This window comes from Streptomyces bacillaris (assembly GCF_003268675.1).
GTDB lineage: Bacteria > Actinomycetota > Actinomycetes > Streptomycetales > Streptomycetaceae > Streptomyces > Streptomyces bacillaris.
In genome coordinates this window covers 5,426,422-5,450,131 of record NZ_CP029378.1, presented here as the reverse complement: position 1 = coordinate 5,450,131, position 23,710 = coordinate 5,426,422, and the positions used below count along the sequence as shown (strand labels likewise).

Genomic DNA, 23,710 nt, shown 5'->3' with positions numbered 1-23,710 from the left:
ATCAGAGGGCGAGATGGCGACGGAGAGCCCTGTCGATCTCTACCATGCGCTGGCGGGGCACCTGGCCGATGCGCTTCAGGACCCGGTCGGGGGAGACCGCTCGGATCTGTTCGCACTGAACCTTGGAGTTCTGCGGGAGGTGGCTCTCCTCCGCTGCCAGGAGGACCTGGAAGCTGAGGATCCGCGAAGTGTTCGAGGTCAGCGGCACCACGGCGACGACGCCCCTGCCGGACAGCTCGACCGATCGGTTGGCGGCGTTGTTGGAAACGATCACAGCCGGACGTACCTTGTTGGCTTCGCTTCCCCGGGCGGGCTCCAGATCCACCAGGTGAATGTCGCCCCTACGCATCCGTGAGCCCGTCGGCCACCGTACGGTCCCACAGAGCGGCGTCCTCGCTCGCGTCCCACTCCCGGAAGGCTTCGGTGTACTCCGCCTCAAGGCCTGCGGTACGCAGCAACTCGATAGCGGCGTGTATGACAGCGGACCGGGAATCGGCGTCGGTCCTCGTCGCGTACTCGTCGACGAAGGCGACATCCTCCTCAGGCAGACTCACACTGATCTTCATACCAGAAATGCTACCACTAGTGAGAAAGGGTGCACTACCCATCGTCCGACGAGGGTGGACGTGGAAGGATGCTCGCAAACGTCACCATCGAAGGAGATGACCGCGTGCCTGGCACGAATCTGACCCGCGAAGAGGCACAGGAGCGGGCGCGCCTGCTGACCGTGGACGCGTACGAGATCGATCTCGACCTCTCCGGAGCGCAGGAGGGCGGCACCTACCGGTCCGTGACCACCGTGCGCTTCGACTCCGCGGAGGCCGGTGCGGAGACCTTCATCGACCTGGTCGCCCCCGCCGTCCACGAGGCCGTGCTCAACGGCGAGGCGCTGGACGTCGCCGCCGTGTTCCGTGACTCCCGGATCGCCCTGGCCGGGCTGCGCGAGGGCCCCAACGAGCTGAAGGTCGTCGCGGACTGCGCGTACACCAACACCGGTGAGGGGCTGCACCGGTTCGTCGACCCGGTCGACGAGCAGGCCTACCTCTACACCCAGTTCGAGGTGCCGGACGCCCGCCGCGTCTTCGCCTCCTTCGAGCAGCCGGACCTGAAGGCGACCTTCCAGTTCACCGTGAAGGCCCCCGCCGGCTGGACGGTCATCTCGAACTCTCCGACGCCCGAGCCGAAGGACGACGTCTGGACGTTCGAGCCGACGCCGCGCATCTCCACGTACATCACGGCGCTCATCGTCGGCCCGTACCACTCGGTGCACAGCAGCTACGAGAAGGACGGCCAGTCCGTCCCGCTCGGCATCTACTGCCGCCCCTCGCTGGCGGAGTACCTGGACGCGGAGGACATCTTCGCCGTCACCCGGCAGGGCTTCGACTGGTTCCAGGAGAAGTTCGACTACGCGTACCCGTTCGCCAAGTACGACCAGCTCTTCGTCCCGGAGTTCAACGCGGGCGCGATGGAGAACGCGGGCGCGGTCACCATCCGCGACCAGTACGTCTTCCGCTCCAAGGTGACGGACGCGGCGTACGAGGTGCGGGCCGAGACGATCCTGCACGAGCTGGCCCACATGTGGTTCGGCGACCTCGTCACCATGGAGTGGTGGAACGACCTCTGGCTCAACGAGTCGTTCGCCACATACACCTCGATCGCCTGCCAGGCGTACGCCGAGGGCTCGAAGTGGCCGCACTCCTGGACCACGTTCGCCAACTCCATGAAGACCTGGGCCTACCGCCAGGACCAGCTGCCGTCCACGCACCCGATCATGGCGGACATCACCGACCTGGACGACGTCCTCGTCAACTTCGACGGGATCACGTACGCCAAGGGCGCCTCGGTGCTCAAGCAGCTCGTGGCGTACGTCGGCATGGACGCGTTCTTCCAGGGCGTGCAGGCCTACTTCAAGGCGCACGCCTTCGGCAACACCCGCCTGACCGACCTGCTGGGCGCGCTGGAGAAGACCTCCGGCCGCGACCTGAAGACCTGGTCGAAGGCGTGGCTGGAGACGGCCGGCATCAACATCCTGCGCCCGGAGATCGAGACCGACGCCGACGGCCGGATCACCTCCTTCACCGTGCTCCAGGAGGCCCCGGCGCTGCCCGCCGGAGCCAAGGGCGAGCCGACGCTGCGCCCGCACCGGATCGCCATCGGCGCGTACGACCTGGACGAGAGCGGCAAGCTCGTCCGGACCAGCCGGATCGAGCTGGACGTCGACGGCGAGCGCACCACCGTGGAAGAGCTGGTCGGCCAGGCCCGCCCGGCGGTCGTGCTGCTCAACGACGACGACCTCTCGTACGCCAAGGTCCGCCTGGACGAGGAGTCGCTGCGGGTCGTCACCGAGCACCTGGGCGACTTCACCGAGTCGCTGCCGCGCGCCCTGTGCTGGGCCTCCGCCTGGGACATGACCCGCGACGGCGAGCTGGCCACCCGCGACTACCTGGCGCTGGTGCTCTCGGGCATCGGCAAGGAGTCGGACATCGGCGTCGTCCAGTCGCTGCACCGCCAGGTGAAGCTGGCCCTGGACCTGTACTCCGCGCCGGAGACCCGGGAGGCCGCGCTCAACCAGTGGACGGACGCCACGCTCGCGCACCTGCGCGCGGCGGAGCCGGGCAGCGACCACCAGCTCGCCTGGGCCCGTGCCTTCGCGGCCACCGCCCGCAATCCGCAGCAGCTGGACCTCCTCCAGTCGCTGCTGGACGGCACGGAGGCGATCGAGGGCCTGACGGTCGACACCGAGCTGCGCTGGTCGTTCGTGCAGCGGCTGGCGGCCGTCGGGCTGCTGGACGAGGAGGAGATCGCCGCCGAGTACGAGCGGGACAAGACGGCGGCGGGCGAGCGCCACGCGGCCTTCGCCCGGGCCGCCCAGCCCTCGGAGGAGGCCAAGGCCCAGGCGTGGGCCTCGGTCGTGGAGCAGGGCGACCTGCCCAACGCCGTGCAGGAAGCGGTCATCAGCGGCTTCGTCCAGCCGGACCAGCGTGAGCTGCTGGCGCCGTACACGGAGAAGTACTTCGCCTCGGTGAAGGAGGTCTCGGACTCGCGGAGCCACGAGATGGCCCAGCAGATCATCGTGGGCCTGTACCCGACGCTCCAGGTCTCCCAGGAGACGCTGGACGCCACCGACGCCTGGCTGGAGTCGGCCGAGCCGAGCGCGGCCCTGCGCCGGATGATGTCGGAGTCGCGGGCGGGCGTGGAGCGCGCGCTGAAGGCCCAGGCGGCGGACGCGGCGGCGGCCACCGCGTAGCTGTCGGTCCGTACGTGCCCGGGGGCGCTCCTTCCGCTGCGGCGGAGGGGGCGCCCCTTCGCGTTCGACTGCGCTCTTCGGCTTGCGCCCGTGTGCATGGGTGCGCCCGCGCTTGCCGTACGTCCGCGCGCGGGGTGGTCTCCCGTGGCCTAGGGTCTTTCGTATGGATCAGGCCGGATCAGGGAGCGGGGTCCGGTGCGTGTAGCTGCAAGGCGGAGGATTGAGGCAACGCGATGGGGTCTCCCCTGCTCGAGCGAAGCCGAGAGCTTGGGGAAGTTGGTGATTGACGACAACGCCGCAGATGCGCGTGCCGGACCCCGCGAGCCCGGCATGATCCATACGAGAGGCCCTAGGGTCCGAAGGGTCGTCGCAGCTCCGGACGCAGGCCACGGGAGGGTCGATGCCCGGCACCGCCTCCGTACCGGTCGTGCTGGCCCTGTGCGCGGGGCTGCTAGCGGGCCCGTCAGCCGCGCCGGAGGCCCCCGCACCGGAGTCCCCCGCGCCGAAGGCCCCCGCCGACTGCCGGGTGGGCCCGGTGGGGTGCTACGACCTCTACACGTACGGGTACAGCCTCGGGCTGCACCCCTTCACCGGCGCGCACGAGGTCCGGCAGCAGCTGACCGACCGCTTCTGGCTCTTCCCGGTGAGCGGCGGCTGTGCGGGGCGGATCCGGGCGGGGGCGCGGTGCGAGCTGCTGGGCGGCAATCCGGTGGAGGTCGAGTACATCGGGAACGACTTCTTCCAGATCAACTCGCTCCCGGGCCACCAACTGGGCGCCGGGATGCACATCCGCTTCGCGTTCTCGCGGACGCTCGGCTTCCACACCCTGACCGTCCACGCCTGGCAGGACCGGCCGACGGACTGCACGGAGAAGGCGTTCTGCAACACGGCGAACAGCGCCTTCGCGTGGGGCACCTGGCGGGTGCTGGCCCAGACGCTGCGGTTCTCCGCGTACGCCGCCTGAGCCGCGTGCCTCGCCGGGAGGTCTGGAAACCGCCCGGCGGGCGGGCGCAGGAGCGCAGCCGTCCGCCGGGCGGGAACTGGGGGGCCGTGGTTCAGGGGGGTACGGGGTCACGCGCCCGACTCCTCGTAGCGGCGGGTCAGTTCGGCGGTGCCGGACTCCGTGAAGCTGCCGTGCAGCCGCATCCGTGCCACCCCGCCGTCGGGGAAGGCGTCGAGGCGGACGTGGGTGACGACGGCCTGGGCGCGCAGCACGAAGCGGTGCAGGGTGTCGGGCTGGAGGCGGGTGCGCGGGATGATCTCGAACCACTCGCCGGTCTCGCCGTTGCGGCCCTGGAGGGCGACCCAGCCGGCGGAGTTGCCCTTGAGGTAGGCGGTGTCGATCTCGACCGCGCGGACCGCGCCCTGGGCGGGGAGGCGGAAGCGGACCCAGTCGTTGGTGTCGCGGACCCGGCGGCGGCGGTTCTCCCAGCCGTCGTCCATCTTGCGGGAGGTGCCCGGCAGGATGATCTGGGTGGGTGAGGAGTAGAAGCGGTCGGAGGCGTCCTCGTACGTCCCGCCGTTGAGGACCGAGATCAGGTCGACCGTGCCGAGCGCGGCGATCCAGGCCGGGTCGGGGACGACCTCGCCGTGGACGCGGAAGCGGGCGATGCCGCCGTCCGGGTGCTGGCAGAGGCGCAGGTGGGTGTAGCGGCGGCCGCCGGCGATCTCGAAGGCGTTGGCCGCGTGGCCGCGTACGGGGGTGGGCGGAAGGATCTCCTCCCACTTCACGTCGTCGGCGAGCAGTTCCTCGGGGCCCGGGGCGCCGTCGACGGCGGTGGCCTGCACCGATACGCGCTGAGGATAGTTGCCGCGGAAGTGGGCGGTGTCCACGACCAGGCCGCGGACGATGCCGGGGGCGCCGAGGCGGACGATCGCCCAGTCGTGGTCCTCGGGGGCCGGGAAGGGGTGGTCGGCGTCCGCGCCGCGACGGCGGCGGGTCTCCCAGCCGTCCATGATCTTGCCCTTGTGCCCGAAGTGCTCGGGGTCGAAGACGGCGCGCTCGCGCAGGAGCAGGTTCTCGCGCTGGGCGAAGAACTCGTCGTTGGCGGCGATCACGCCCGCGCCCAGGCGGCGGTCCGCGAGGTCGACCAGCTCGGTGAAGGGGAGGTCGCCCGCCTCCCGGTAGTCGGCGTACGGGTCGCCGCCGCCGTAGGGCGCGGCGTCATTGGCATGAGGGTCGGTGTCGGGGTTCTGGAATGTGGTCTCGCTCGCGTCGAAGGTCATGCCCCTACCTTCGCGCCGACCGACCCATCAGGTCCATCGAAAGTTTCCGCAGATACCGTTCATCTCAACTGAATGATTCCGCGATCCGGGTCAGCGCCCCGAGCACCCGCGCCACCGCCGGGCCGCTCTCCGCCCCGTGCCGGACCGCCGCCACCACATGGCGGCGCGGCTGGTCCGCCTCCAGGACCCGGGTCACCACGCCCTCCGGCCGCTGCCCCCGGGAGGCCATCCGGGGGACGAGCGCGATGCCCATGCCCGCCTCGACCAGGGCGAGGATCGCGGTCCAGCCGGCGGCGCTGTGGGCCTGCTCCGGGACGAAGCCGGCCGCCTCGCAGGCGGCCGTGGTGATCTCGGACCAGGGGCCCGAACCGCCGAAGATCCAGCGGTCGGCGGCCAGGTCAGCGAGGCGCAGCGCGGGCGCACCGGCCAGCGGGTGGGCGGCCGGGAGCGCCACGTCCAGCGGGTCGGCCAGCAGCGGGAAGAGGGAGAAGCGCGGGTCGCGGGCGGTCGGGGCGTGGGCGGCCAGCGAGAGGGCCAGGTCCACCTCGCCCGCGGTGAGCAGCTCGTACGCCTGGGCCGCCTCGGCCTCCCGTACGCGTACGTCGGGTCCCGGGCGCTCCTCGGCGCGCAGGAGCCGCACGGCGGGGACGACGAGGGCAGGCACGGCGGTGGAGAACGCGCCGACCCGGACCTCGCCCGCCTCGCCGCGCAGATAGCCGGTGAGTTCGGCGTCGGCCCGCTCCAGCTGGGCGAAGACCGCCTCGGCGTGGCGCAGGACGAGGTGGGCGGCATCGGTGAGGCGGACCCGGCGGCCCTGCGGCTCCAGGAGTTCCACGCCGAGCTGTCTGGCCAGGTTGGTGAGCTGCTGGGAGACGGCGGAGGGGGTCATCAGGAGCGCCTCGGCGGTCGCCGTCACCGTGCCGTGGTCGCGCAGGGTGCGCAGGATGCGGAGCTTCTTGACGTCCCACTCGGTCATGGCCGCAACCTACCCGGGGAGCACAAGGCGGGAGCCGCCCCGGCCCGTCCGGCCACGCCCCGTCCGGACACGCCTCGCCCGGCTCCGCCCCGTCCTGCGCCGGACATGCGTGTGCGCCGCGCGGTAGCTGCTACCGGCGGCGCACCCCGCGTACGCCTGCGGGTCAGACCTGCTTCTTGGACTTGTCCAGGACCATGACCAGGGCCGTGATCGCCAGGAAGATCACGATGGGCGCCACGACGTAGAGGCCGATGGTCTCCATCGCGCTGAGGCCCGGCCCCGGGTCGTCACCGTCGTCCCGGACGAGTGCGAGTGCCGGGGTCGACATGAGCATCATCATCAGCGTCGTCCCGGCCGCAACGACGCCGGCGCGCTTAGCGTTCTTCTTGTCCACGGTGCCAACGTAGCGAACGGCTAGACGGGGCGCTCGCCCGGGGGTGCCGTACGGGACCTCCGGGGGCGCAGGACCTCCATCAGGGCGTGCAGGCGGGGCGAGGCGGTGATCTCCTCCAGGGTGACGGGGTGGCCCTCCAGGTCCGCGATCGGCAGCCGCCAGTTGGGGTACTGGTCCCAGGTGCCGGGGAGGTTCTGCGGGCGGCGGTCGCCCACGGTGTCGGGGAGCCAGACGCCGATCATCCGGGCGGGGGTGGCGGCCAGGAAGCGGTGGACCGCGCGGACGGCGGCGGGCTCGTCGCCGTCGCCCTCGGGGAGCATCCGCAGCCGGGCGAGGAGCGCCAGCCACTCGGCGGTGCCCGTGACGTCCTCGGTCAGCTCCTCCTCCAGGGTGCGGGTGAGCAGGCCGAGGCGGTGGCGCAGCGTCACATGATCGCCGGTCAGCCGGGCGGCGGTGGAGGGCAGATCGTGGGTGGTGGCGGTGGCGAGGCAGTCCTGCCGCCACTTCTCGGGGGCCAGCGGGCGGCCGTCGCCGTCCCAGTCGCGCTCGAACCAGAGCACGGAGGTGCCGAGCACCCCGCGCCGGGCGAGCGCCTCGCGGACGCCGGGCTCGACGGTGCCCAGGTCCTCCCCCACGACGACCGCGCCCGCGCGGTGGGCCTCCAGGACGAGGACGGCGAGCATCGCCTCGGCGTCGTACGAGACATAGGTGCCGTCGGTGGGCGGGCGCCCCTCGGGCACCCACCAGAGCCGGAAGAGGCCCATGACGTGGTCGATGCGCAGGGCGCCCGCGTGGGCCAGCAGGCCGCGCAGCAGGCCCCGGAAGGCGGCGTAGCCGGTGGCGGCGAGGGCGTCGGGGCGCCAGGGCGGCAGCCCCCAGTCCTGGCCGCGGGCGTTGAAGGCGTCCGGGGGCGCGCCGACGGACATGCCGTGGGCGAAGGCGTCCCGCTGGGCCCAGGTGTCGGCGCCCGCCGGGTGCACCCCGACGGCCAGGTCGTGGACGATCCCGATCTCCATCCCGGCGTCCTCGGCGGCCCGCTGGGCGTCGGCCAGCTGGGTGGCCGTCAGCCAGGCGAGGCGGCAGTGGAGGTCCACCCGGTCCAGCAGCCGGGCGCGGGCGCGGGCGGTGGCCGGGGAGCGGGGGTCGCGCAGGGGCTCGGGCCAGGCGTGCCAGTCGGGCCCGTGCTCCTCCGCGAGGGCGCACCAGAGGGCGTGGTCCTCCAGGGCCCGGCCCTGCTCGGCCAGGAAGTCGCAGTAGGCGGCGCGGCGGCCGGGGGTGAGCGGGACCTCCGCGATCAGCTCCAGGGCCTGCCGCTTCAGCTCCCAGACGGCGTCCCGGTCGATCAGGGCGCCCTTGTTGAGCACGGCCTCGCTGAGGGCGGCGGCGTCCTGGCGGAGGTCGTCCAGGAGGGCCCGGTCGTGGAGCTGCCCGTACTCCGGGATGGACTCGACGTGCAGATGGACGGGGTCGGGAAAGCGGCGCGAGGAGGGGCGGTACGGGGAGGGGTCGGTGGGGCGGCCGGGGAACGCCGCGTGCAACGGGTTGACCTGGACGAACCCGGAGCCGAGGGTGCGCCCGGCCCAGGCGGCGAGGTCGGCCAGGTCCCCGAGGTCCCCCATGCCCCAGGAGCGGGCGGAGAGCAGGGAGTAGAGCTGGACCAGGAAGCCGTGGGTGCGCTCGGGCGGCTGCGGGACCCGGGCCGGGGCGACGACCAGGGTGGCGGTGGCTTCGTGGTGGTCGGGCGTACGGACGTGGAGGCGGTGGATCCCGTACGGAGGCTGGGTCCAACCGGCGGGGGCGGCGGGATCACGGGGGACAGTGCCCCCGGTGGTTCCGGTTCCGGTCTCCGGTCCGGCGGCACTCGTGGGTCCGGCGGCACTCGTGGGTGCGGTGGCCTGCGCCGGTCCGGCGGGCACGTCCGGCGCGGGCCCGGGGGTCTGCACGGGTGCGGCGGTTCCGGTTCCGGCTCCGGTGGCCTGCGCGGCCCCGACAGGCGCGGCGGCCTCACCGGGCGTTTCCGGCGCGGGCCCGGCGGTCTGCGCGGATCCGGCGGCCCGCGCGGGTCCGACGCCCCCGGTTCCGGTGACCGGTCCGGACCCCGGGGCTCTCCCGCCCCCGGCCGCCGGCTCCGGCTCGACCCTGACGGTCGAGCCGGGCGGCAGTCCGGTCAGTGCGGGCGGCAGTGGCTCACCGGCCCAGACCACCACGGTCGGCGGCAGCAGGCGCGAGCGGGACTCCGTGGCGACGAGCGACCTCCGTACGGCCTCCGGAGTACCGGCGTCCACGCCCAGCGCGGCGAGCACGGCGATGACCGTGTCGTCGGGGACGGACACCGTGGCATCCGGGGACGGGGAGTAGGAGGTGGCGACACCGTGCAGTGCGGCGAGCCGGGACAAGCCCATTCAGACTCCTGGGAACTCCATGCCCCCTGCGGTGCCGGGTGCGGTCGGCTCGCTGGTCAGAGGGGCGACGGCGGCGAGCGGTGGCTCGCTCGTGAGCGGGGTGGCATCGGCGAGCGGGGGCTCGCTGGTGAGCGGGGCGGCGTCGGGGTAGGGGGACTCGCCGAGCAGCAGGGAGAGGTCGGCGATCGGGGGTCCGCTGATCAGGTGGGCGACATCGGCGAGGGGCGGTGCGCTGGTGAGCGGTGCGGGATCGGCTTGGGCGGGTACCTGTTTGGAGAGGGCGGAGAGCAGAAGCTGCGCGGATGCGGGCATGGTGGCCTCCTGGCCGTGGAGAACAGGACCTTGAGGGCCTACCCAGACCTCGCGGGCGCAGACCTGGACGTGACCTACCCGTCACACATGGCGTCGTGACGGCGGTGTACACCTTCGGGCGACGGCGTACACCCTCGGACAACGAGCCCAACGTGCCCTAGGTCACATTCCGTTCCCCCGTGCGGCAGGTATCAGCCGTTTTCAGCCATTCCCGTCGGCCACACCAGTCCCACCAGGCACGAAGATGTCACTATTCCCGGCAAATCCGGCAGATCAGCCATGCGCATTGACACCCTCGCGCCCGGGTGGTGGGCTCGGACCCCAGTCAGGCCTTTCGAGGGAGCGCGACGTGCGGTTCGGGCGCAGGAAGCAGGCCACGGCCGTGGCCGTCGCCGTGATCGGTGGGCTGCTGAGCCCCTTCGCCCCGGCCGCCACCGCCGCGCCCGCTCCCCCCGCCGACCCCGGCAAACCCCCCGCCGCCTCCCCCGACCGTGCCGACAACGCGCAGCCGCCCGCCGTCTGGCCCCGGCCGCAGAGCATCAGGGCCACCGGCCCGGCCGTGCCGCTGGGCGCCGAGGCCACCGTCGTCGCCGCGCCGGACGCCGATCCGTACGCCGTGGCGGAGCTGCGCTCCCTGCTCCGCGACGCCGGGGTCACGACCGTGCACGAGAGCCTTCCCGGGCGCGGGCCGCTGATCCGGATCGGCGGTCCGGGCGCCGGTGAGGCCCTGCGGGCGCTGCGCGCGCCCGACCGCGCCGATCTGCCCACCGGCGGCTACCGGCTCGCCTCCGGCGAGGTCGGCGGGCGCGCCACGGTGGCGCTGGACGGGCTCGGCGAGGACGGCTTGTTCCATGCGGTCCAGACCCTGCGGCAGCTGGTGAGCGGCGGCGCGGTGGCCGGGGTCGTGGTGCGGGACTGGCCGGGCACGGCCGTACGCGGCATGGCCGAAGGGTTCTACGGACAGCCCTGGACCCAGGAGGAGCGGCTCGCACAGCTGGCCTTCATGGGCCGCACCAAGCAGAACCGGTACCTCTACGCGGCGGGCGACGACCCCTACCGGCTGGCCCGCTGGCGCGAGCCGTACCCGGCCGAGCGGAGGGCCGACTTCCGGGCGCTGGCGCGGAAGGCGGAGGCCGAGCACGTCACGCTCGGCTGGGCGGTCTCCCCCGGTCAGGCCATGTGCATGGCCTCCGACCAGGACGTCCGGGCGCTGACCAAGAAGATCGACGCGATGTGGGCGCTGGGGGTGCGGGTCTTCCAGCTCCAGTTCCAGGACGTCAGCTACAGCGAGTGGCACTGCGACCTGGACGCCGAGACGTTCGGCAGCGGACCCAAGGCGGCGGCCCGCGCCCAGGCGAGGGTGGCCGGGGCGGTGGCGCGCCATCTGGAGGAGCGCCATCCGCGCGCGGCCCCGCTGTCGGTGCTGCCGACGGAGTTCTACCAGGACGGGGCCACCGACTACCGCACGGCGCTCGCCGCCGAGCTGGACGACCGGGTGCAGGTGGCCTGGACGGGCGTCGGGGTGGTCCCGAAGAAGATCACCGGCGGTGAGCTGGCCGGGGCGCGCGCCGCGTTCCGCCACCCGCTGGTGACGATGGACAACTACCCGGTCAACGACTACGCCCAGGACCGGATCTTCCTCGGCCCGTACACCGGCCGGGACCCGGCGGTGGCGAGCGGTTCGGCGGCACTGCTGGCCAACGCGATGGAGCAGGCCGCCGCCTCCCGTATCCCGCTCTTCACTGCCGCCGACTTCGCCTGGAACCCGAAGGGGTACCGCCCGGACGAGTCCTGGCGGGCGGCGATCGACGATCTGGCGGGCGGGGACGCGGGGGCCCGGGAGGCGCTGCGGGCGCTCGCGGGCAACAGTGCGGACTCGGTGCTCGGCGCGGAGGAGTCGGCGTATCTGCAGCCCCTCTTCGCCGCGTTCTGGCAGTCCCGGGCGGCCGCGCCCCCGGTACGCGACCGGGCGGCGCGCGAGCTGCGGGCGGCCTTCTCCGTGATGCGGCAGACCCCCGAGCGCCTGGCCGGCCCGGCCGACGGGCGGCTGGCCGGTGAGGTGCGCCCGTGGACCGAGCAGCTGGCCCGCTACGGCCACGCCGGTGAGCTGGCCGTGGACCTGCTCCAGGCCCAGGCGGGCGGCGACGGGGCGGGGGCCTGGCGGGCCCTGCTGGCGCTGGAGCCGCTGCGCCAGGAGATCGCGGCGGGGCGGGCCACGGTCGGCAAGGGCGTGCTGGACCCCTTCCTGGACCGGGTCGAGAAGACCGCCGACGGCTGGAACGGTGTGGACCGCACCAGCGGCCGGGTCACCAAGGACAGCCACAGCTATACGGTGCGGCTGGAGCGGACCCGCCCGGTGGAGGCCGTGACGGCGCTGGCCGAGCCCGGCTCCGGGCTGACCGGCGCGGTGGTGGAGGCCCATGTTCCGGGCGAGGGCTGGCGGGCGCTGGGGCAGCTCTCCCCGAGCGGCTGGACCCAGACCGCGGCGAAGGGGCTGCGCGCCGACGCCGTACGGGTGACGCTGCCGGAGGCCGCCCGGACCGCGCCGCCCTCCTATCTGAGCCCGAGCCTGCCCCCGGCCCCGGCGATCCCGGCGGGGACCCCGAAGCTGCGGGCCCTGGTGCCGTGGTTCGGGGACGAGCCGGACGCCGTGCTCGACCTGGCCCGGGGCGAGACGGATGCCGAGATCGGCGGGGAACCCCAGCGGGTGGCGGCACGGCTGGCCGGGCGGCGTCCGGCCGAGGTGAAGGGCGCGCTCACCGCGAAGGCCCCCAAGGGCATCGAGGTGCGGCTCCCGAAGCAGACGACCGTGCCGCGTGGATCCCGTACGGAAGTGCCCGTCGACATCACCGTTCCGGCGGACACCCCGGCGGGTGAGTACGAGGTTCCGCTGACCTTCGGCGGCCAGGAGTCGACCCTGACCGTGCGGGCCTTCCCCCGGACCGGCGGCCCGGATCTGCTCCGTACGGCCACGGCCTCCTCCTCCGGCGACGAGACCCCGGACTTCCCGGCCTCCGCCGCCGCCGACGGGGACCCGGAGACCCGGTGGTCCTCGCCCGTGGAGGACGGCGCGTGGTGGCAGGCCGAGCTGCCCCGCCCGGTGCGGCTGGGGCAGGTGGTGCTCTCCTGGCAGGACGCGTACGCCTCCGCCTACCGCGTCCAGACCTCCGCCGACGGGCGCACCTGGCGCACCGCCGCGACCGTCCGGGAGGGCCGGGGCGGGCGCGAGTCGGTGCGGATGGACGCGAAGGACACCCGGTTCATCCGGGTGCAGGGCGACGCGCGGGCGACCGAGTACGGCTACTCGCTCTGGTCGGTGGAGGCGTACGCGGTGGCCGAGGCCCCGCCACGGACCGACGCACCGGCGGACTGACGCACCCACTTCCGCCGGACGTCCGCCGGACGGGGGACCGGGGACGCGGGGCGGGGGACGACGAAGGCCCGGTCTCAGGCGGAAACGCCGTCGATCCGGGCCATCACGTCGTCCGCGCCGAACGGTTGCAAGTACGGCAGCCAGCGCGGGTCCCGGTGTCCGGTCCCGATGATCCGCCAGGCCAGGCCGGTCGGCGGGGCGGGCTGATGGCGCAGCCGCCACCCCAGCTCCGGCAGATGGCGGTCGGCCTTGACGTGGTTGCAGCGGCGACAGGCCGCCACCACGTTGTCCCACGCGTGCTGTCCACCGCGGCTGCGCGGGATCACGTGGTCGACGCTGGTCGCGGCGGCCCCGCAGTACATGCAGCGCCCCCCGTCCCGGGCGAAGAGCGCCCGGCGCGTCAGGGGGACGGGCCCCCGGTAGGGGACCCGGACGAAACGCTTGAGCCGGACCACGCTGGGAGCGGGCACGGCACGGGTGGCACTGTGCAGGAAGGCGCCGGACTCCTCGAGGCAGATCGCCTTGTTCTCCAGGACGAGGACGAGCGCGCGGCGGAGCGGTACGACGCCGAGGGGCTCGTACGACGCGTTGAGAACCAGGACATGCGGCACGGTGGATGCCTCCTTGTACGCCGGCGGCGCGTGGCTCGCGCCGGGACGATTCCGATCTCAGTCTCTCCTCATGCCTGGTCAAAGCGCCACCACGTAGGGGTAACGGGCCGGGAGGATTTTTCTCACCCTCACGGCGTCATGTGCCCCGCCCGGCCCCGGACAGGCGCCTCACCAGCGCGGCCGTGCGCACTGTGCGATCGGCACAGCGCGGCCGTCCCCGGTGAGACCTGTCTCTCCCCCGCCGACGGCAACGATCCGCTCCCCCGGCTTCGTTACTCTTGTCGGTCAGCCGTTCGCCCTCTGGAGGCCCCGTCGTGTATCTGTCCGCCCTGTTGGCCGCAGCGCCGTCCCCCGAGCCGGGCAGTTCGCTCGAAGAAGCCGCCCAGCAGGCCGGGGACGCCGCGGGCTGGGTCGAGGAGAACTGGTCCACGTGGCTGAGCACCGGTCTGCGGATTCTGCTGATCATCGCGGTAGCGATCACCCTGCGCTATCTGATCCGGCGCGCCCTGACCAATCTGATCGACCGCATGAACCGCAGCGCCCAGGCCGTGGAGGGCACCGCGCTGGGCGGTCTCCTGGTGAACGCGGAGCGCAGACGCCAGCGCTCGGAGGCGATCGGGTCGGTGCTGCGGTCGGTCGCCTCGTTCCTGATCATGGGCACGGCGGCGCTGATGGTCCTGGGGGCCTTCAAGATCAACCTGGCACCGCTGCTCGCCTCGGCCGGTGTCGCCGGTGTGGCGCTCGGTTTCGGCGCCCGCAACCTGGTCACGGACTTCCTCTCCGGCGTCTTCATGATCCTGGAGGACCAGTACGGGGTCGGGGACACGATCGACGCGGGTGTGGCCTCCGGTGAGGTGATCGAGGTGGGCCTGCGGGTCACCAAGCTGCGCGGCGAGAACGGCGCGATCTGGTACCTCCGCAACGGTGAGGTGAAGCGGATCGGCAACCTCAGCCAAGGCTGGTCCACCGCCGGGGTCGACGTCACGGTGCGCCCCACGGAGGACCTGGAGCGGGTCCGCGAGGCGATCACCACGGCCGCCGAGGCGATGGCGAAGGAAGAGCCCTGGTCGGAGCGGCTGTGGGGCCCGGTGGAGGTGCTCGGCCTGGACGCGGTCCTGCTGGACTCCATGACGATCCGGGTCACCGCGAAGACGATGCCCGGCAAGTCTGTGGGCGTGGAGCGCGAGCTGCGCTGGCGCATCAAGCGGGCACTGGACGACGCGGGCATCCGCATGATCGGTCCGGTGCCCACCCAGGCGGACGGCGAGGGAGCGGCGGACCCGGCGGCGGGCATGGCCGCCCCCTCGGCGTACGCGTCCGCCGTCTCCCCTCAGTCCCTGGCGACGGCACCGATACCGCCCGCGAACCTGAACAAGCATCCTTAGGAGCACGGGTCAGCGGAACAACCGCGAACGCAGGCACAAGAAGGGGCGCCCCACCGAACCGGTGGGGCGCCCCTTGACGTCCCGGTGAGCTGCGCCTTACGGTCCTTCCCAGGATAGGAAAGTTTCCTAACAGAGTCCGTGCGGGCCGGCGGAGCTGCTCACAGAGGCGGGTGCATCCACGATGACGGGAACCACTCCGGGCACCCCCCGGGTGCTGCGGGCCATGAACGACCGGGCCGCCCTCGATCTGCTGCTGGAGCACGGACCGCTCTCCCGGACCCGGATCGGCAAGCTCACCGGCCTCTCCAAGCCCACCGCCTCGCAGCTCCTGGCCCGGCTGGAGGCGGCCGGGCTGGTCGTGGCCACCGGGACCAGCGAGGGGCGCCCCGGGCCGAGCGCGCAGCTCTACACGGTGAACGCGCGCGCCGCGCATGTGGCGGGGCTCGATGTGAACAGCCGCCGGATCATGGCCGCTGTCGCGGACGTGACCGGGTCGGTGGTCGGGGAGTTCGAGCTGGCCACGCCCGGCCGACGCGCCGACAGCGTGGTGCGGCAGGTCTCCGACGCGCTGGACGGGGCAGTGAAGGAGGCCGGGCTCGTCCGCGCCGACATCCACCGGATCGTCATCGGCACCCCGGGCGCCTTCGACCCGGGCACCGGCCGCCTGCGGTACGCCTCGCACCTGCCGGGCTGGCACTCCCCCACCCTCCTGGACGAGCTGGCCGCGGCCCTGCCGATGCCGGTGGAGTACGAGAACGACGTCAACCTGGTCGCCGTGGCCGAGCAGCGCCTCGGCGCCGCCCGCGGCCACGAGGACTTCGTCCTGCTCTGGAACGAGGAGGGGCTCGGCGCCGCCCTCGTCATCAACGGGCGGCTCCACCGCGGCTTCACCGGCGGCGCGGGCGAGGTCGGCTTCCTGCCGGTCCCCGGCACCCCCCTCGTACGCCAGGTCGTCAAGGCCAACAGCGGCGGCTTCCAGGAGCTGGCGGGCGCCCAGGCGGTGCCCCGGCTCGCCAGGGCGCTCGGCATCGACACCCCGCAGCAGCCGCACGCCAGGGCCGCCGCCGAACTGCTGAGCCGGGCGGCGGAGGCGTACGACCGGGACGAGGCGCTCACCGAGCTGCTCGGCCAGTACGCCCACCGGCTCGCCACCGGCCTCGCCTCCGTCACCGCCGTCCTGGACCCCGGCCTGATCGTGCTCTCCGGCGGCGCGGTCGCGGCCGGCGGCGAGATCCTGCGCTCCCTCATCCAGTCCGAGCTGGCCGAGCTGGCCGCCTCCCGGCCCCGGCTGGTCCTAGGCGAGATCGACCGCACCCCTGTGCTCCGCGGCGCCCTGGAGCGGGCGCTCGCCGACACCCGCGACGAGGTGTTCGACACCTCGCGCTGAAGCCGCACCGCCTTGCCCGTCCCTGTCGTCTGCTTCTCTTCCCCGCCCCTGGGAGTTTTGTCATGCGCACCAGCCGTCTCACCACCACCGCTGTCGCCGTCGCCGCGATATCGGTGCTCGCCACCGCGTGTACCGGCCAGTCCGAGGCCGGAGCCACCGACGACCCCAAGGCGAAGACCACGATCAACTTCTGGCACGGCTGGAGTTCACCGGCCGAGGTGAAGGCGGTCCAGGACAACATCGCCCGCTTCGAGAAGGCCCATCCGAACATCACGGTGAAGGTCTCCGGCAACATCAACGACGACAAGCTCAACCAGGCGCTGCGCGCGGGCGGTTCGGACGGGCCGGACGTCGTCTCCTCCTTCACCACGGCCAACGTCGGCAAGTTCTGCTCGTCGGGCGCGTTCACCGATCTCGAGCCGTTCATCGAGAAGTCGAAGCTCGACCTGGAGAAGACGTTCCCGAAGGTCCTGCTCGACTACACCCAGTTCGAGGGCAAGCGCTGCGCCCTGCCGCTGCTCACGGACGCCTACGGCCTCTACTACAACAAGGACGCGTTCAAGAAGGCCGGGATCACCGCGCCGCCGAAGACGATGTCCGAACTGGCCGATGTGGCGAAGAAACTGACGGTCGAGAAGGGCGACACCTACGAGCAGCTCGGCTTCATGCCGAACTTCCACGGTTACGAGACCGTCGTCAGCCACTACATGTCCTCGTGGGACCACACGTACTTCGACGAGAACGGCAAGTCCACCCTCGCCACGGACCCGGCGTTCGCGGAGATGTTCACGTACCAGAAGAAGCTGGTGGACAGCCTCGGCGGCTATCAGAAGCTGGAGAAGTACCGGGGCACCTTCGGTGACGAGTGGGGCGCCAAACACCCCTTCCACACCGGCCAGGTGGCCATGCAGCTGGACGGCGAGTGGCGGCTCGGGATGGCCGAGGACGCCGGGGTGGACTTCGAGATCGGGGTCGCGCCGATGCCCGTCGCGGACGACGAGGCCGACAGCTACGGCAAGGGCTATCTCTCCGGCACCATCGTGGGCATCGCCCCCGCCAGCAAGAAGCAGAACGCCGCGTGGGAGCTGGTGAAGTACATGACCACCGACACCGAGGCGGTCGTCAACTTCTCCAACGGCATCCGGAACGTGCCCTCCACCCTGGCGGCGCTGAAGTCGCCGGACCTGAAGTTCGACCCGCGCTTCAAGACCTTCCTGGACATCGCCCAGCACCCGAAGTCCAGCACCTCCGACGGGGCCGTCAACGGGGCCGCGTACCAGCTGACCATCCAGGACTTCGGCTACCAGTACGAGAAGGGCGCGGTGAAGGACCTCCAGGCGGGGCTGGAGAAGACCGCGCAGCAGATCGACACCGACATCGCCAAGGCCAAGTAGCCCCCGATGACGACGCACACCCTCCGCGCCAAGCGCCGCAGGTCGGCGCTGCGGAACGCGGCCTTCATGTCGCCGTGGCTGATCGGGTTCTCGGTCTTCTTCGCGTACCCGATGGTCTCGACGGTCTACTTCTCCTTCACGTCGTACGACGGGTTCGGCGCGCCCACGTTCAACGGGCTGACGAACTGGACGTACGTCTTCCGCGACTACCCGATGTTCTGGCCGTCGCTGTGGAACACGCTCTGGCTGGTGGTCGTCGTGGTCACCTGCCGGGTCGTCTTCGGCCTCGGGATCGGGCTGCTGATCACGAAGATCAAGACGGGGACAGGCGTCTTCCGGACCCTGTTCTACCTGCCGTACCTGGCCCCGCCGGTCGCCGCGACGCTCGCCTTCGTCTTCCTGCTCAACCCCGGCACCGGGCCGGTCAACGCGATCCTCGGGGACTTCGGGCTGCCGACGCCCGGCTGGTTCAACGACGCCACCTGGTCCAAGCCGGCCCTGACGATGCTCGCGGTCTGGGGCATCGGGGACCTGATGGTCATCTTCATGGCCTCGCTGCTGGACGTGCCGACCGAGCAGTACGAGGCGGCCGAGCTGGACGGCGCCTCGGCCTGGCAGAAGTTCCGCTTCGTGACACTGCCGAACATCTCCCCGATCGTGCTGTTCGCGGTGGTCACCGGGGTCATCCAGGCCATGCAGTACTACACACAGCCACTGGTCGCCGGAAAGGTCGCCTCCGGTGTCATCGGCGGCTCGGGCCAGTCCTTCGAACCCGGCTATCCCGACAAGTCGACACTGACGCTCCCCCAGCTCGTCTACAACCTCGGTTTCCAGCGCTTCGACTACGGCGCCGCCTGTGTCGTCGCCCTCATCCTGTTCGCCCTGGCCATGGCCTTCACCGCGCTGCTCATGCGGGGCCGCAACAACCTGATCCAGGCCGGTGACTGAGCCATGACCCAGCTCCTCGACAAGCCCGCCCCCGCCTCCCCGGCGAAGGCCCCGCACACACCCGCCGCCCGCACCGCCCGGCGCAAGGCGCTGCTGCACTGGATCGCCGTGCACTCGCTCGGGGTCGCCGCCGCGCTCTTCTTCGTGCTGCCGTTCGTCTTCGTGGTGCTGACCTCGCTGATGAACGACCAGCAGGCGCTGACCCGCGACCTCATCCCCCGTACCTGGGAGTGGGGCAACTACGAACGCGTCTTCAACACCCCGGGCTTCCTCACATGGTGGCGCAACACCCTGCTGTACGCGGGGGTCGGCACGGTCCTGACCGTCGTGTCGTCCATCCCCGTGGCGTACGCGCTGGCGAAGTTCCGCTTCCGGGGCCGCAAGCTGTCCCTGATGCTGGTCATCTCCATGATGATGCTGCCGCCGCAGGTCGTCATCATCCCCATGTACCTGTTCTGGGCCAAGCAGATGGACCTCTCCGGCTCCCTGTGGCCGCTCATCATCCCGATGGCCTTCGGGGACGCGTTCTCCATCTTCCTGCTGCGGCAGTTCCTGCTGACCATCCCGAACGAGTACCTGGACGCCGCGAAGGTGGACGGGTGCGGTGAGTTCCGTACGCTGGTCAAGGTCGTTCTGCCGATGGCCAAGCCCGGCATCGCTGCCATCGCCCTCTTCCAGTTCTTCGCCGCCTGGAACGACTACTTCGGACCACAGATCTACGCCTCCGAGAACCCGGCCGCCTGGACCCTCAGTTACGGCCTGGAGTCCTTCAAGGGGGCGCACCACACCGACTGGAACCTGACCATGGCCGCGACCGTTCTGGTCATGGCCCCCGTGATCGCCGTCTTCTTCTTCGCCCAGAAGGCCTTTGTCGAGGGCGTCACACTGACCGGAGTAAAGGGCTGACAATGAAGCTCGCAGTAGTGGGTGGCGGGTCCACCTACACCCCTGAACTGATCGACGGCTTCGCCCGGTTGCGTGACACGCTGCCGGTCGAGGAGTTGGTCCTCGTCGACCCGGCGGCCGACCGGCTGGAGCTGGTCGGCGGTCTCGCGCGGCGGATCTTCGCCAAGCAGGACCACGCAGGGAAGATCACCACGACCACCGACCTGGACGCGGGCGTCGCCGGTGCCGACGCGGTCCTGCTCCAGCTGCGCGTCGGCGGACAGGCCGCGCGCAACCAGGACGAGACCTGGCCGCTGGAGTGCGGCTGCGTCGGCCAGGAGACCACGGGCGCGGGCGGCCTCGCCAAGGCGCTGCGGACCGTGCCCGTCGTGCTGGACATCGCCGAGCGGGTGCGCCGCACCAACCCGGACGCCTGGATCATCGACTTCACCAACCCCGTCGGCATCGTCACCCGGGCCCTGCTCCAGGCCGGGCACAAGGCGGTCGGCCTCTGCAACGTGGCGATCGGCTTCCAGCGCAAGTTCGCCCGGCTGCTGGACGTGGAGCCGGGACAGGTCCACCTCGACCATGTGGGGCTCAACCACCTCACCTGGGAGCTGGGCGTGCGCCTGGGCGGCCCGGACGGCGAGAACGTGCTGCCGAAGCTGCTGGCCGAGCACGGCGACACCATCGCGGACGACCTCCACATGCCACGGAAGCTGGTGGACCGGCTCGGCGTCGTCCCCTCCTACTACCTGCGCTACTTCTACGCCCACGACGAGGTCGTCCGGGAGCTGGGCACCAAGCCCTCCCGGGCCGCCGAGGTCGCGGCGATGGAGAAGGAGCTGCTGGAGATGTACGGCGACCCGGCGCTCGACGAGAAGCCGGAGCTGCTCGCCAAGCGCGGCGGCGCCTTCTACTCGGAGGCGGCGGTCGACCTCGCGGCCTCCCTGCTGGGCGGCGGCGGTTCATCGGTCCAGGTGGTGAACACGTACAACAAGGGGACGCTGCCGTTCCTCCCGGACGACGCGGTCATCGAGGTGCAGGCCCGGGTGGGCCACGACGGCGCGGTCCCGCTGGCCGTGCCCGCGCTGGACCCGCTGTACGCCGGTCTCATCGCCAACGTGACGGCGTACGAGGACCTCGCCCTGGAAGCCGCGCTGCGCGGGGGCCGGGACCGGGTCTTCAAGGCGCTGCTCTCGCACCCGCTGATCGGCCAGTACGACCAGGCCGAGCAGCTCACCGACCGGCTGATCGCACACAACCGGGAGCATCTGGCGTGGGCGTGAACGTCCCGGTCGTCGCCGTCGACGCGGGCAACAGCAAGACCGATGTGGCGTTGATCGGCGCGGACGGGACCGTCCTGGCCACGGCCCGGGGCGGCGGTTTCCAGCCGCCGCGGGTCGGGGTGGAGGCCGCGGTCGACGTCCTGGGCTCGGTCCTGGACCGGGCGGTGTCCCAACTCCCCTCGGAGCCCGGCCTGTTCGGCCACATCTCCGCCTGTCTCGCCAACGCCGACCTGCCGGTCGAGGAGGCCGAGCTGACCCGGGCGCTGGAGGCCCGGGGGTGGGGGACGTCGGTGGAGGTGCGGAACGACACCTTCGCGATCCTGCGCGCGGGGGTGGACGAGCCCCGGGGCGTCGCGGTGGTCTGCGGGGCCGGGATCAACTGTGTGGGCATGGTGCCCGACGGGCGGACCGCCCGCTTCCCCGCGATCGGCCGGATCTCCGGTGACTGGGGCGGCGGCGGGGGGCTGGCGGAGGAGGCGCTGTGGTGCGCCGCCCGCGCGGAGGACGGGCGCGGTGAGCCGACCGACCTGGCCCATACGCTGCCGGCCCACTTCGGGCTCGACTCGATGTACGCGCTGATCGAGGCGCTGCACCGAGAGGTGATCCCGTCGGCCCGCCGTCATGAGCTGACCCCGGTGCTGTTCGCCACGGGGGCCGCCGGGGATCCGGTGGCCGCCGCGCTGGTGGAGCGGCAGGCGGAGGAGGTGGTGGCGATGGCGTCGGTGGCGCTCACCCGGCTCGGCCTGCTGGAGGAGGAGGTTCCGGTGCTGCTGGGCGGCAGCGTGCTGGCCGCACGCCACCCCCGGCTGAACGACCGGATCGCCGAACTGCTGGCGGCCCGTGCCCCGAAGGCGGTGGCGCGGGTGGTCTCCGAACCGCCGGTGCTGGGGGCCGCGCTGCTGGGCCTGGACCGTACGGGGGCGGGCCCGGAGGTCCACCGCCGGCTGCGGGAGCAGTACGCCCGACCCTGACGGCAGCCTGCCGGCCTCCACGACAACCCGCTGATCCTTACGACAACCTGCCGGGCACCCCGTCGCGTTCGCGGCGGGGTGCCCCTCGTTCGGGGGAACGCGGAGGGGCGCGGGAACCGATCAGGCGGCCCGCTCGTGTACCTGATGGGGGTCCGGAGCGGCGGGGACGGCGGAGCGGGCGAGCGGCCGGGGGATGCCGGAGACGGGGGCCGGTTCGTCACCGGCGATGGGGCCGGTTCGCTTATGGGGATGTTTCGGGGCACCTTGCGCCGATCGCCTTGATCGGCCGCGTCCGCACTGGTCGAATGCGTTGACCGGTGCGGAATCCAGGCGTTCGTGATGTGTGCGGGATCCAGGCGTTCGTGATGTGAAGGTCCCTCCCCGCGGCCATACTTCTGGCCGGGCTCCGGCCCCGGTCGGCCGGGGCCGGAGGGGACCGTCGGTGACCGAGGGGGAGGTCGAGTGACACAGCTGCCGCAGGGCGGCCCGGGGACGCAGCGCGCGCCGGAGCACGCGCCCGCACCACCCGTCGGCCTGCCCGCACAGTCCGGAGCGGCCGGAAGCCCGGCCCGACAGCCCCTGCCCGCGCGGCGCCCCTCGGCCTGGTCCGTGCAGAGCCGACGGCTGCGCGCCGCCGCGACGACCGAGCCGGGCCGCCTCCGGATCATCGGGGCCGTGCTGGCGCTGCTGGTCGTGGCGTTCGGGGCGGTGACCGGGCTGGAAATCTCGCAGCGGGCGTCGGCCGCCGACGACGTGGTGGGGCGCAGCCAGCCGCTCAGCGCGGACGCGGCGGCCATCTACCGCTCGCTGGCAGACGCGGACACGATGGCGGCCGGTGGCTTCCTCGCGGGGGCGCAGGAACCGAAGGCCGTGCAGGAGCAGTATCGGAAGGACATCGAGGAGGCGGCCCGGCTGCTGGTGAAGGCGGCGGCCACCACGGACTCCTCGACCAGTTCCGGGCAGGAGATCACCACGCTCAACGAGGTGCTGCCCGTCTACACCGGTCTGATCGAGCGGGCCCGCGCCAACAACCGGCAGGGGCTGCCGCTGGGCGGCGCCTATCTCCGGTACGCCAACCAGAAGATGAGCAACGAGCTGCTGCCGGCCGCCGAGCGGCTGTACGCGGCGGAGACCGGCCGACTCGACCGGGCCGCGGCCGACGCCCGGCGCTGGCCCTTCCTCTCCCTCGCCGCCGGGGTGGTGGTGCTGGCCGCGCTGGTGTGGATGCAGCGCCGCACCTACCGCCGTACCAACCGGGTGTTCAACCACGGGCTGCTGGTGGCGACGGCCGCCGCGTCGGTGCTGCTGCTCTGGCTGGCGGTGGGGCACACGGTGGCGCGTGCGGAGCTGCGGGCGGCGATGACCCAGGGTCAGGAGTCGCTGGACGTCCTCAACAACGCCCGGATCAACTCCCTGAAGGCGCGGGCCAACGAGAATCTGACGCTGGTGGCGCGCGGCGCGGTGCTGACCCCCGACGGTTCGGCCGATCAGTACGAGACGGACTACGCCAAGGGCATGAGCGCCCTGGCGGCGCAGCTGAAACAGGCCGAGCGGCTCGCGGACGACGAGCGCGGCCGGGCGCCGGTCGCCCAGGCCGCCCGGAGCGTCACCGAGTGGCAGGAGCGCCACCGCACGGCACGGGCCACGGACGACCAGGGCGATTACGAGGGTGCGCTGATCCAGATCATCGGGGCCGAGGACTCCACGGGGCAGTCCTTCCAGCAGGTGGACACCGCGCTGCGGAAGGCGCTCGCCCATGAGCAGGGCGAGTTCACCGCGGCCGCCGAGGACGGGCGCGGGGCCCTGCGCGGCCTGCCGACGGGAGCCGCCGCGCTGGCGGTGCTGGGAGCGGTCGCCGCGATCCTCGGGGTCAACCGCAGGCTCTCGGAGTACCGGTGAGAGGGGCAGCG

At 72.3% G+C, this 23,710-nt stretch carries 19 protein-coding genes; 11 read left to right on the top strand and 8 right to left on the bottom strand.

Going from position 1 to position 23,710, the window contains the following annotated elements:
- Position 1 precedes the first annotated feature (1 nt).
- Positions 2 to 325, bottom strand: coding sequence for a type II toxin-antitoxin system PemK/MazF family toxin (locus DJ476_RS23625; RefSeq protein WP_318294776.1), 324 nt, complete (start codon positions 323 to 325; stop codon positions 2 to 4).
- 16 nt (positions 326 to 341) lie between these two features.
- Positions 342 to 566, bottom strand: a complete 225-nt coding sequence (locus DJ476_RS23620; protein WP_103418145.1) for a ribbon-helix-helix domain-containing protein — start codon at positions 564 to 566, stop codon at positions 342 to 344.
- Between the two features lie 104 nt (positions 567 to 670).
- On the opposite strand from DJ476_RS23620, the gene pepN reads away from it, so the two are divergent.
- Both pepN and DJ476_RS23610 read left to right on the top strand, forming a co-directional pair.
- A complete protein-coding gene (pepN, locus tag DJ476_RS23615; protein WP_112491511.1) occupies positions 671 to 3,247 on the top strand; it encodes an aminopeptidase N in 2,577 nt (858 codons plus the stop codon).
- A gap of 400 nt (positions 3,248 to 3,647) precedes the next feature.
- Positions 3,648 to 4,211, top strand: coding sequence for a hypothetical protein (locus DJ476_RS23610; RefSeq protein WP_112491510.1), 564 nt, complete (start codon positions 3,648 to 3,650; stop codon positions 4,209 to 4,211).
- Between the two features lie 107 nt (positions 4,212 to 4,318).
- Here DJ476_RS23610 and alc read toward each other — a convergent pair whose 3' ends face one another.
- The 5 genes from alc to DJ476_RS23590 form a co-directional block, all read right to left on the bottom strand.
- Entirely contained in the window at positions 4,319 to 5,473 is a 1,155-nt protein-coding gene (alc, locus tag DJ476_RS23605; RefSeq protein WP_103418142.1) for an allantoicase, read from the bottom strand.
- A gap of 64 nt (positions 5,474 to 5,537) precedes the next feature.
- The gene (locus tag DJ476_RS23600) at positions 5,538 to 6,449 is read right to left on the bottom strand and encodes a LysR family transcriptional regulator (protein ID WP_103418141.1); all 912 of its coding nucleotides are present in this window, start codon (positions 6,447 to 6,449) and stop codon (positions 5,538 to 5,540) included.
- 163 nt (positions 6,450 to 6,612) lie between these two features.
- The gene (locus DJ476_RS34630) at positions 6,613 to 6,843 is read right to left on the bottom strand and encodes a hypothetical protein (RefSeq protein WP_019767085.1); all 231 of its coding nucleotides are present in this window, start codon (positions 6,841 to 6,843) and stop codon (positions 6,613 to 6,615) included.
- A 20-nt stretch (positions 6,844 to 6,863) separates the two neighbouring features.
- The gene (gene malQ, locus DJ476_RS23595) at positions 6,864 to 9,245 is read right to left on the bottom strand and encodes a 4-alpha-glucanotransferase (RefSeq protein WP_112491509.1); all 2,382 of its coding nucleotides are present in this window, start codon (positions 9,243 to 9,245) and stop codon (positions 6,864 to 6,866) included.
- Positions 9,246 to 9,557, bottom strand: coding sequence for a hypothetical protein (locus DJ476_RS23590; protein WP_019767083.1), 312 nt, complete (start codon positions 9,555 to 9,557; stop codon positions 9,246 to 9,248).
- 349 nt (positions 9,558 to 9,906) lie between these two features.
- Between DJ476_RS23590 and DJ476_RS23585 the strand changes: the two genes are divergently transcribed.
- Positions 9,907 to 12,930 carry a beta-N-acetylglucosaminidase domain-containing protein gene (locus DJ476_RS23585; RefSeq protein ID WP_112491508.1) on the top strand — a complete coding sequence of 1,008 codons (3,024 nt, stop codon included), beginning with the start codon at positions 9,907 to 9,909 and terminating at the stop codon, positions 12,928 to 12,930.
- Between the two features lie 74 nt (positions 12,931 to 13,004).
- Here the strand turns inward: DJ476_RS23585 and DJ476_RS23580 are convergent, their stop codons facing one another.
- Positions 13,005 to 13,541: an HNH endonuclease gene (locus DJ476_RS23580; protein ID WP_006124472.1), complete on the bottom strand. Its 537-nt coding sequence runs from the start codon at positions 13,539 to 13,541 to the stop codon at positions 13,005 to 13,007.
- 314 nt (positions 13,542 to 13,855) lie between these two features.
- Here DJ476_RS23580 and DJ476_RS23575 point away from each other — a divergent pair, with 314 nt between their 5' ends.
- The 8 genes from DJ476_RS23575 (at position 13,856) to DJ476_RS23540 (ending at position 23,699) form a co-directional block, all read left to right on the top strand.
- The gene (locus DJ476_RS23575; RefSeq protein WP_112491507.1) at positions 13,856 to 14,926 is read left to right on the top strand and encodes a mechanosensitive ion channel family protein; all 1,071 of its coding nucleotides are present in this window, start codon (positions 13,856 to 13,858) and stop codon (positions 14,924 to 14,926) included.
- A gap of 181 nt (positions 14,927 to 15,107) precedes the next feature.
- A complete protein-coding gene (locus DJ476_RS23570) occupies positions 15,108 to 16,313 on the top strand; it encodes an ROK family transcriptional regulator (RefSeq protein ID WP_103418137.1) in 1,206 nt (401 codons plus the stop codon).
- Between the two features lie 62 nt (positions 16,314 to 16,375).
- Positions 16,376 to 17,707, top strand: coding sequence for an ABC transporter substrate-binding protein (locus tag DJ476_RS23565; RefSeq protein ID WP_103418136.1), 1,332 nt, complete (start codon positions 16,376 to 16,378; stop codon positions 17,705 to 17,707).
- 6 nt (positions 17,708 to 17,713) lie between these two features.
- Complete coding sequence (locus tag DJ476_RS23560; protein WP_103418135.1) at positions 17,714 to 18,655, top strand: carbohydrate ABC transporter permease; 942 nt, start codon at positions 17,714 to 17,716, stop codon at positions 18,653 to 18,655.
- A 3-nt stretch (positions 18,656 to 18,658) separates the two neighbouring features.
- On the top strand, positions 18,659 to 19,561 hold the full coding sequence (locus DJ476_RS23555; protein ID WP_093756143.1) for a carbohydrate ABC transporter permease: 903 nt from the start codon (positions 18,659 to 18,661) through the stop codon (positions 19,559 to 19,561).
- A gap of 2 nt (positions 19,562 to 19,563) precedes the next feature.
- Positions 19,564 to 20,829 (top strand): 6-phospho-beta-glucosidase, encoded by a 1,266-nt coding sequence (locus DJ476_RS23550; protein WP_103418134.1) that lies wholly within the window; start codon positions 19,564 to 19,566, stop codon positions 20,827 to 20,829.
- Positions 20,820 to 21,800, top strand: a complete 981-nt coding sequence (locus tag DJ476_RS23545; protein WP_112491506.1) for an N-acetylglucosamine kinase — start codon at positions 20,820 to 20,822, stop codon at positions 21,798 to 21,800. The genes DJ476_RS23550 and DJ476_RS23545 overlap by 10 nt, the downstream gene beginning before the upstream one ends.
- A gap of 462 nt (positions 21,801 to 22,262) precedes the next feature.
- A complete protein-coding gene (locus tag DJ476_RS23540) occupies positions 22,263 to 23,699 on the top strand; it encodes a hypothetical protein (protein ID WP_112491504.1) in 1,437 nt (478 codons plus the stop codon).
- The last annotated feature ends 11 nt before the right edge of the window (positions 23,700 to 23,710 follow it).

Coding starts and splice junctions, on each gene's coding strand:
- DJ476_RS23620 (WP_103418145.1), bottom strand. CDS start 566: ATGAAGATCAGTGTGAGTCTGCCTGAGGAGGATGTCGCCTTCGTCGAC.
- DJ476_RS23610 (WP_112491510.1), top strand. CDS start 3,648: ATGCCCGGCACCGCCTCCGTACCGGTCGTGCTGGCCCTGTGCGCGGGG.
- alc (WP_103418142.1), bottom strand. CDS start 5,473: ATGACCTTCGACGCGAGCGAGACCACATTCCAGAACCCCGACACCGAC.
- DJ476_RS23600 (WP_103418141.1), bottom strand. CDS start 6,449: ATGACCGAGTGGGACGTCAAGAAGCTCCGCATCCTGCGCACCCTGCGC.
- malQ (WP_112491509.1), bottom strand. CDS start 9,245: ATGGGCTTGTCCCGGCTCGCCGCACTGCACGGTGTCGCCACCTCCTAC.
- DJ476_RS23590 (WP_019767083.1), bottom strand. CDS start 9,557: ATGCCCGCATCCGCGCAGCTTCTGCTCTCCGCCCTCTCCAAACAGGTA.
- DJ476_RS23570 (WP_103418137.1), top strand. CDS start 15,108: ATGACGGGAACCACTCCGGGCACCCCCCGGGTGCTGCGGGCCATGAAC.
- DJ476_RS23565 (WP_103418136.1), top strand. CDS start 16,376: ATGCGCACCAGCCGTCTCACCACCACCGCTGTCGCCGTCGCCGCGATA.
- DJ476_RS23560 (WP_103418135.1), top strand. CDS start 17,714: ATGACGACGCACACCCTCCGCGCCAAGCGCCGCAGGTCGGCGCTGCGG.
- DJ476_RS23555 (WP_093756143.1), top strand. CDS start 18,659: ATGACCCAGCTCCTCGACAAGCCCGCCCCCGCCTCCCCGGCGAAGGCC.
- DJ476_RS23550 (WP_103418134.1), top strand. CDS start 19,564: ATGAAGCTCGCAGTAGTGGGTGGCGGGTCCACCTACACCCCTGAACTG.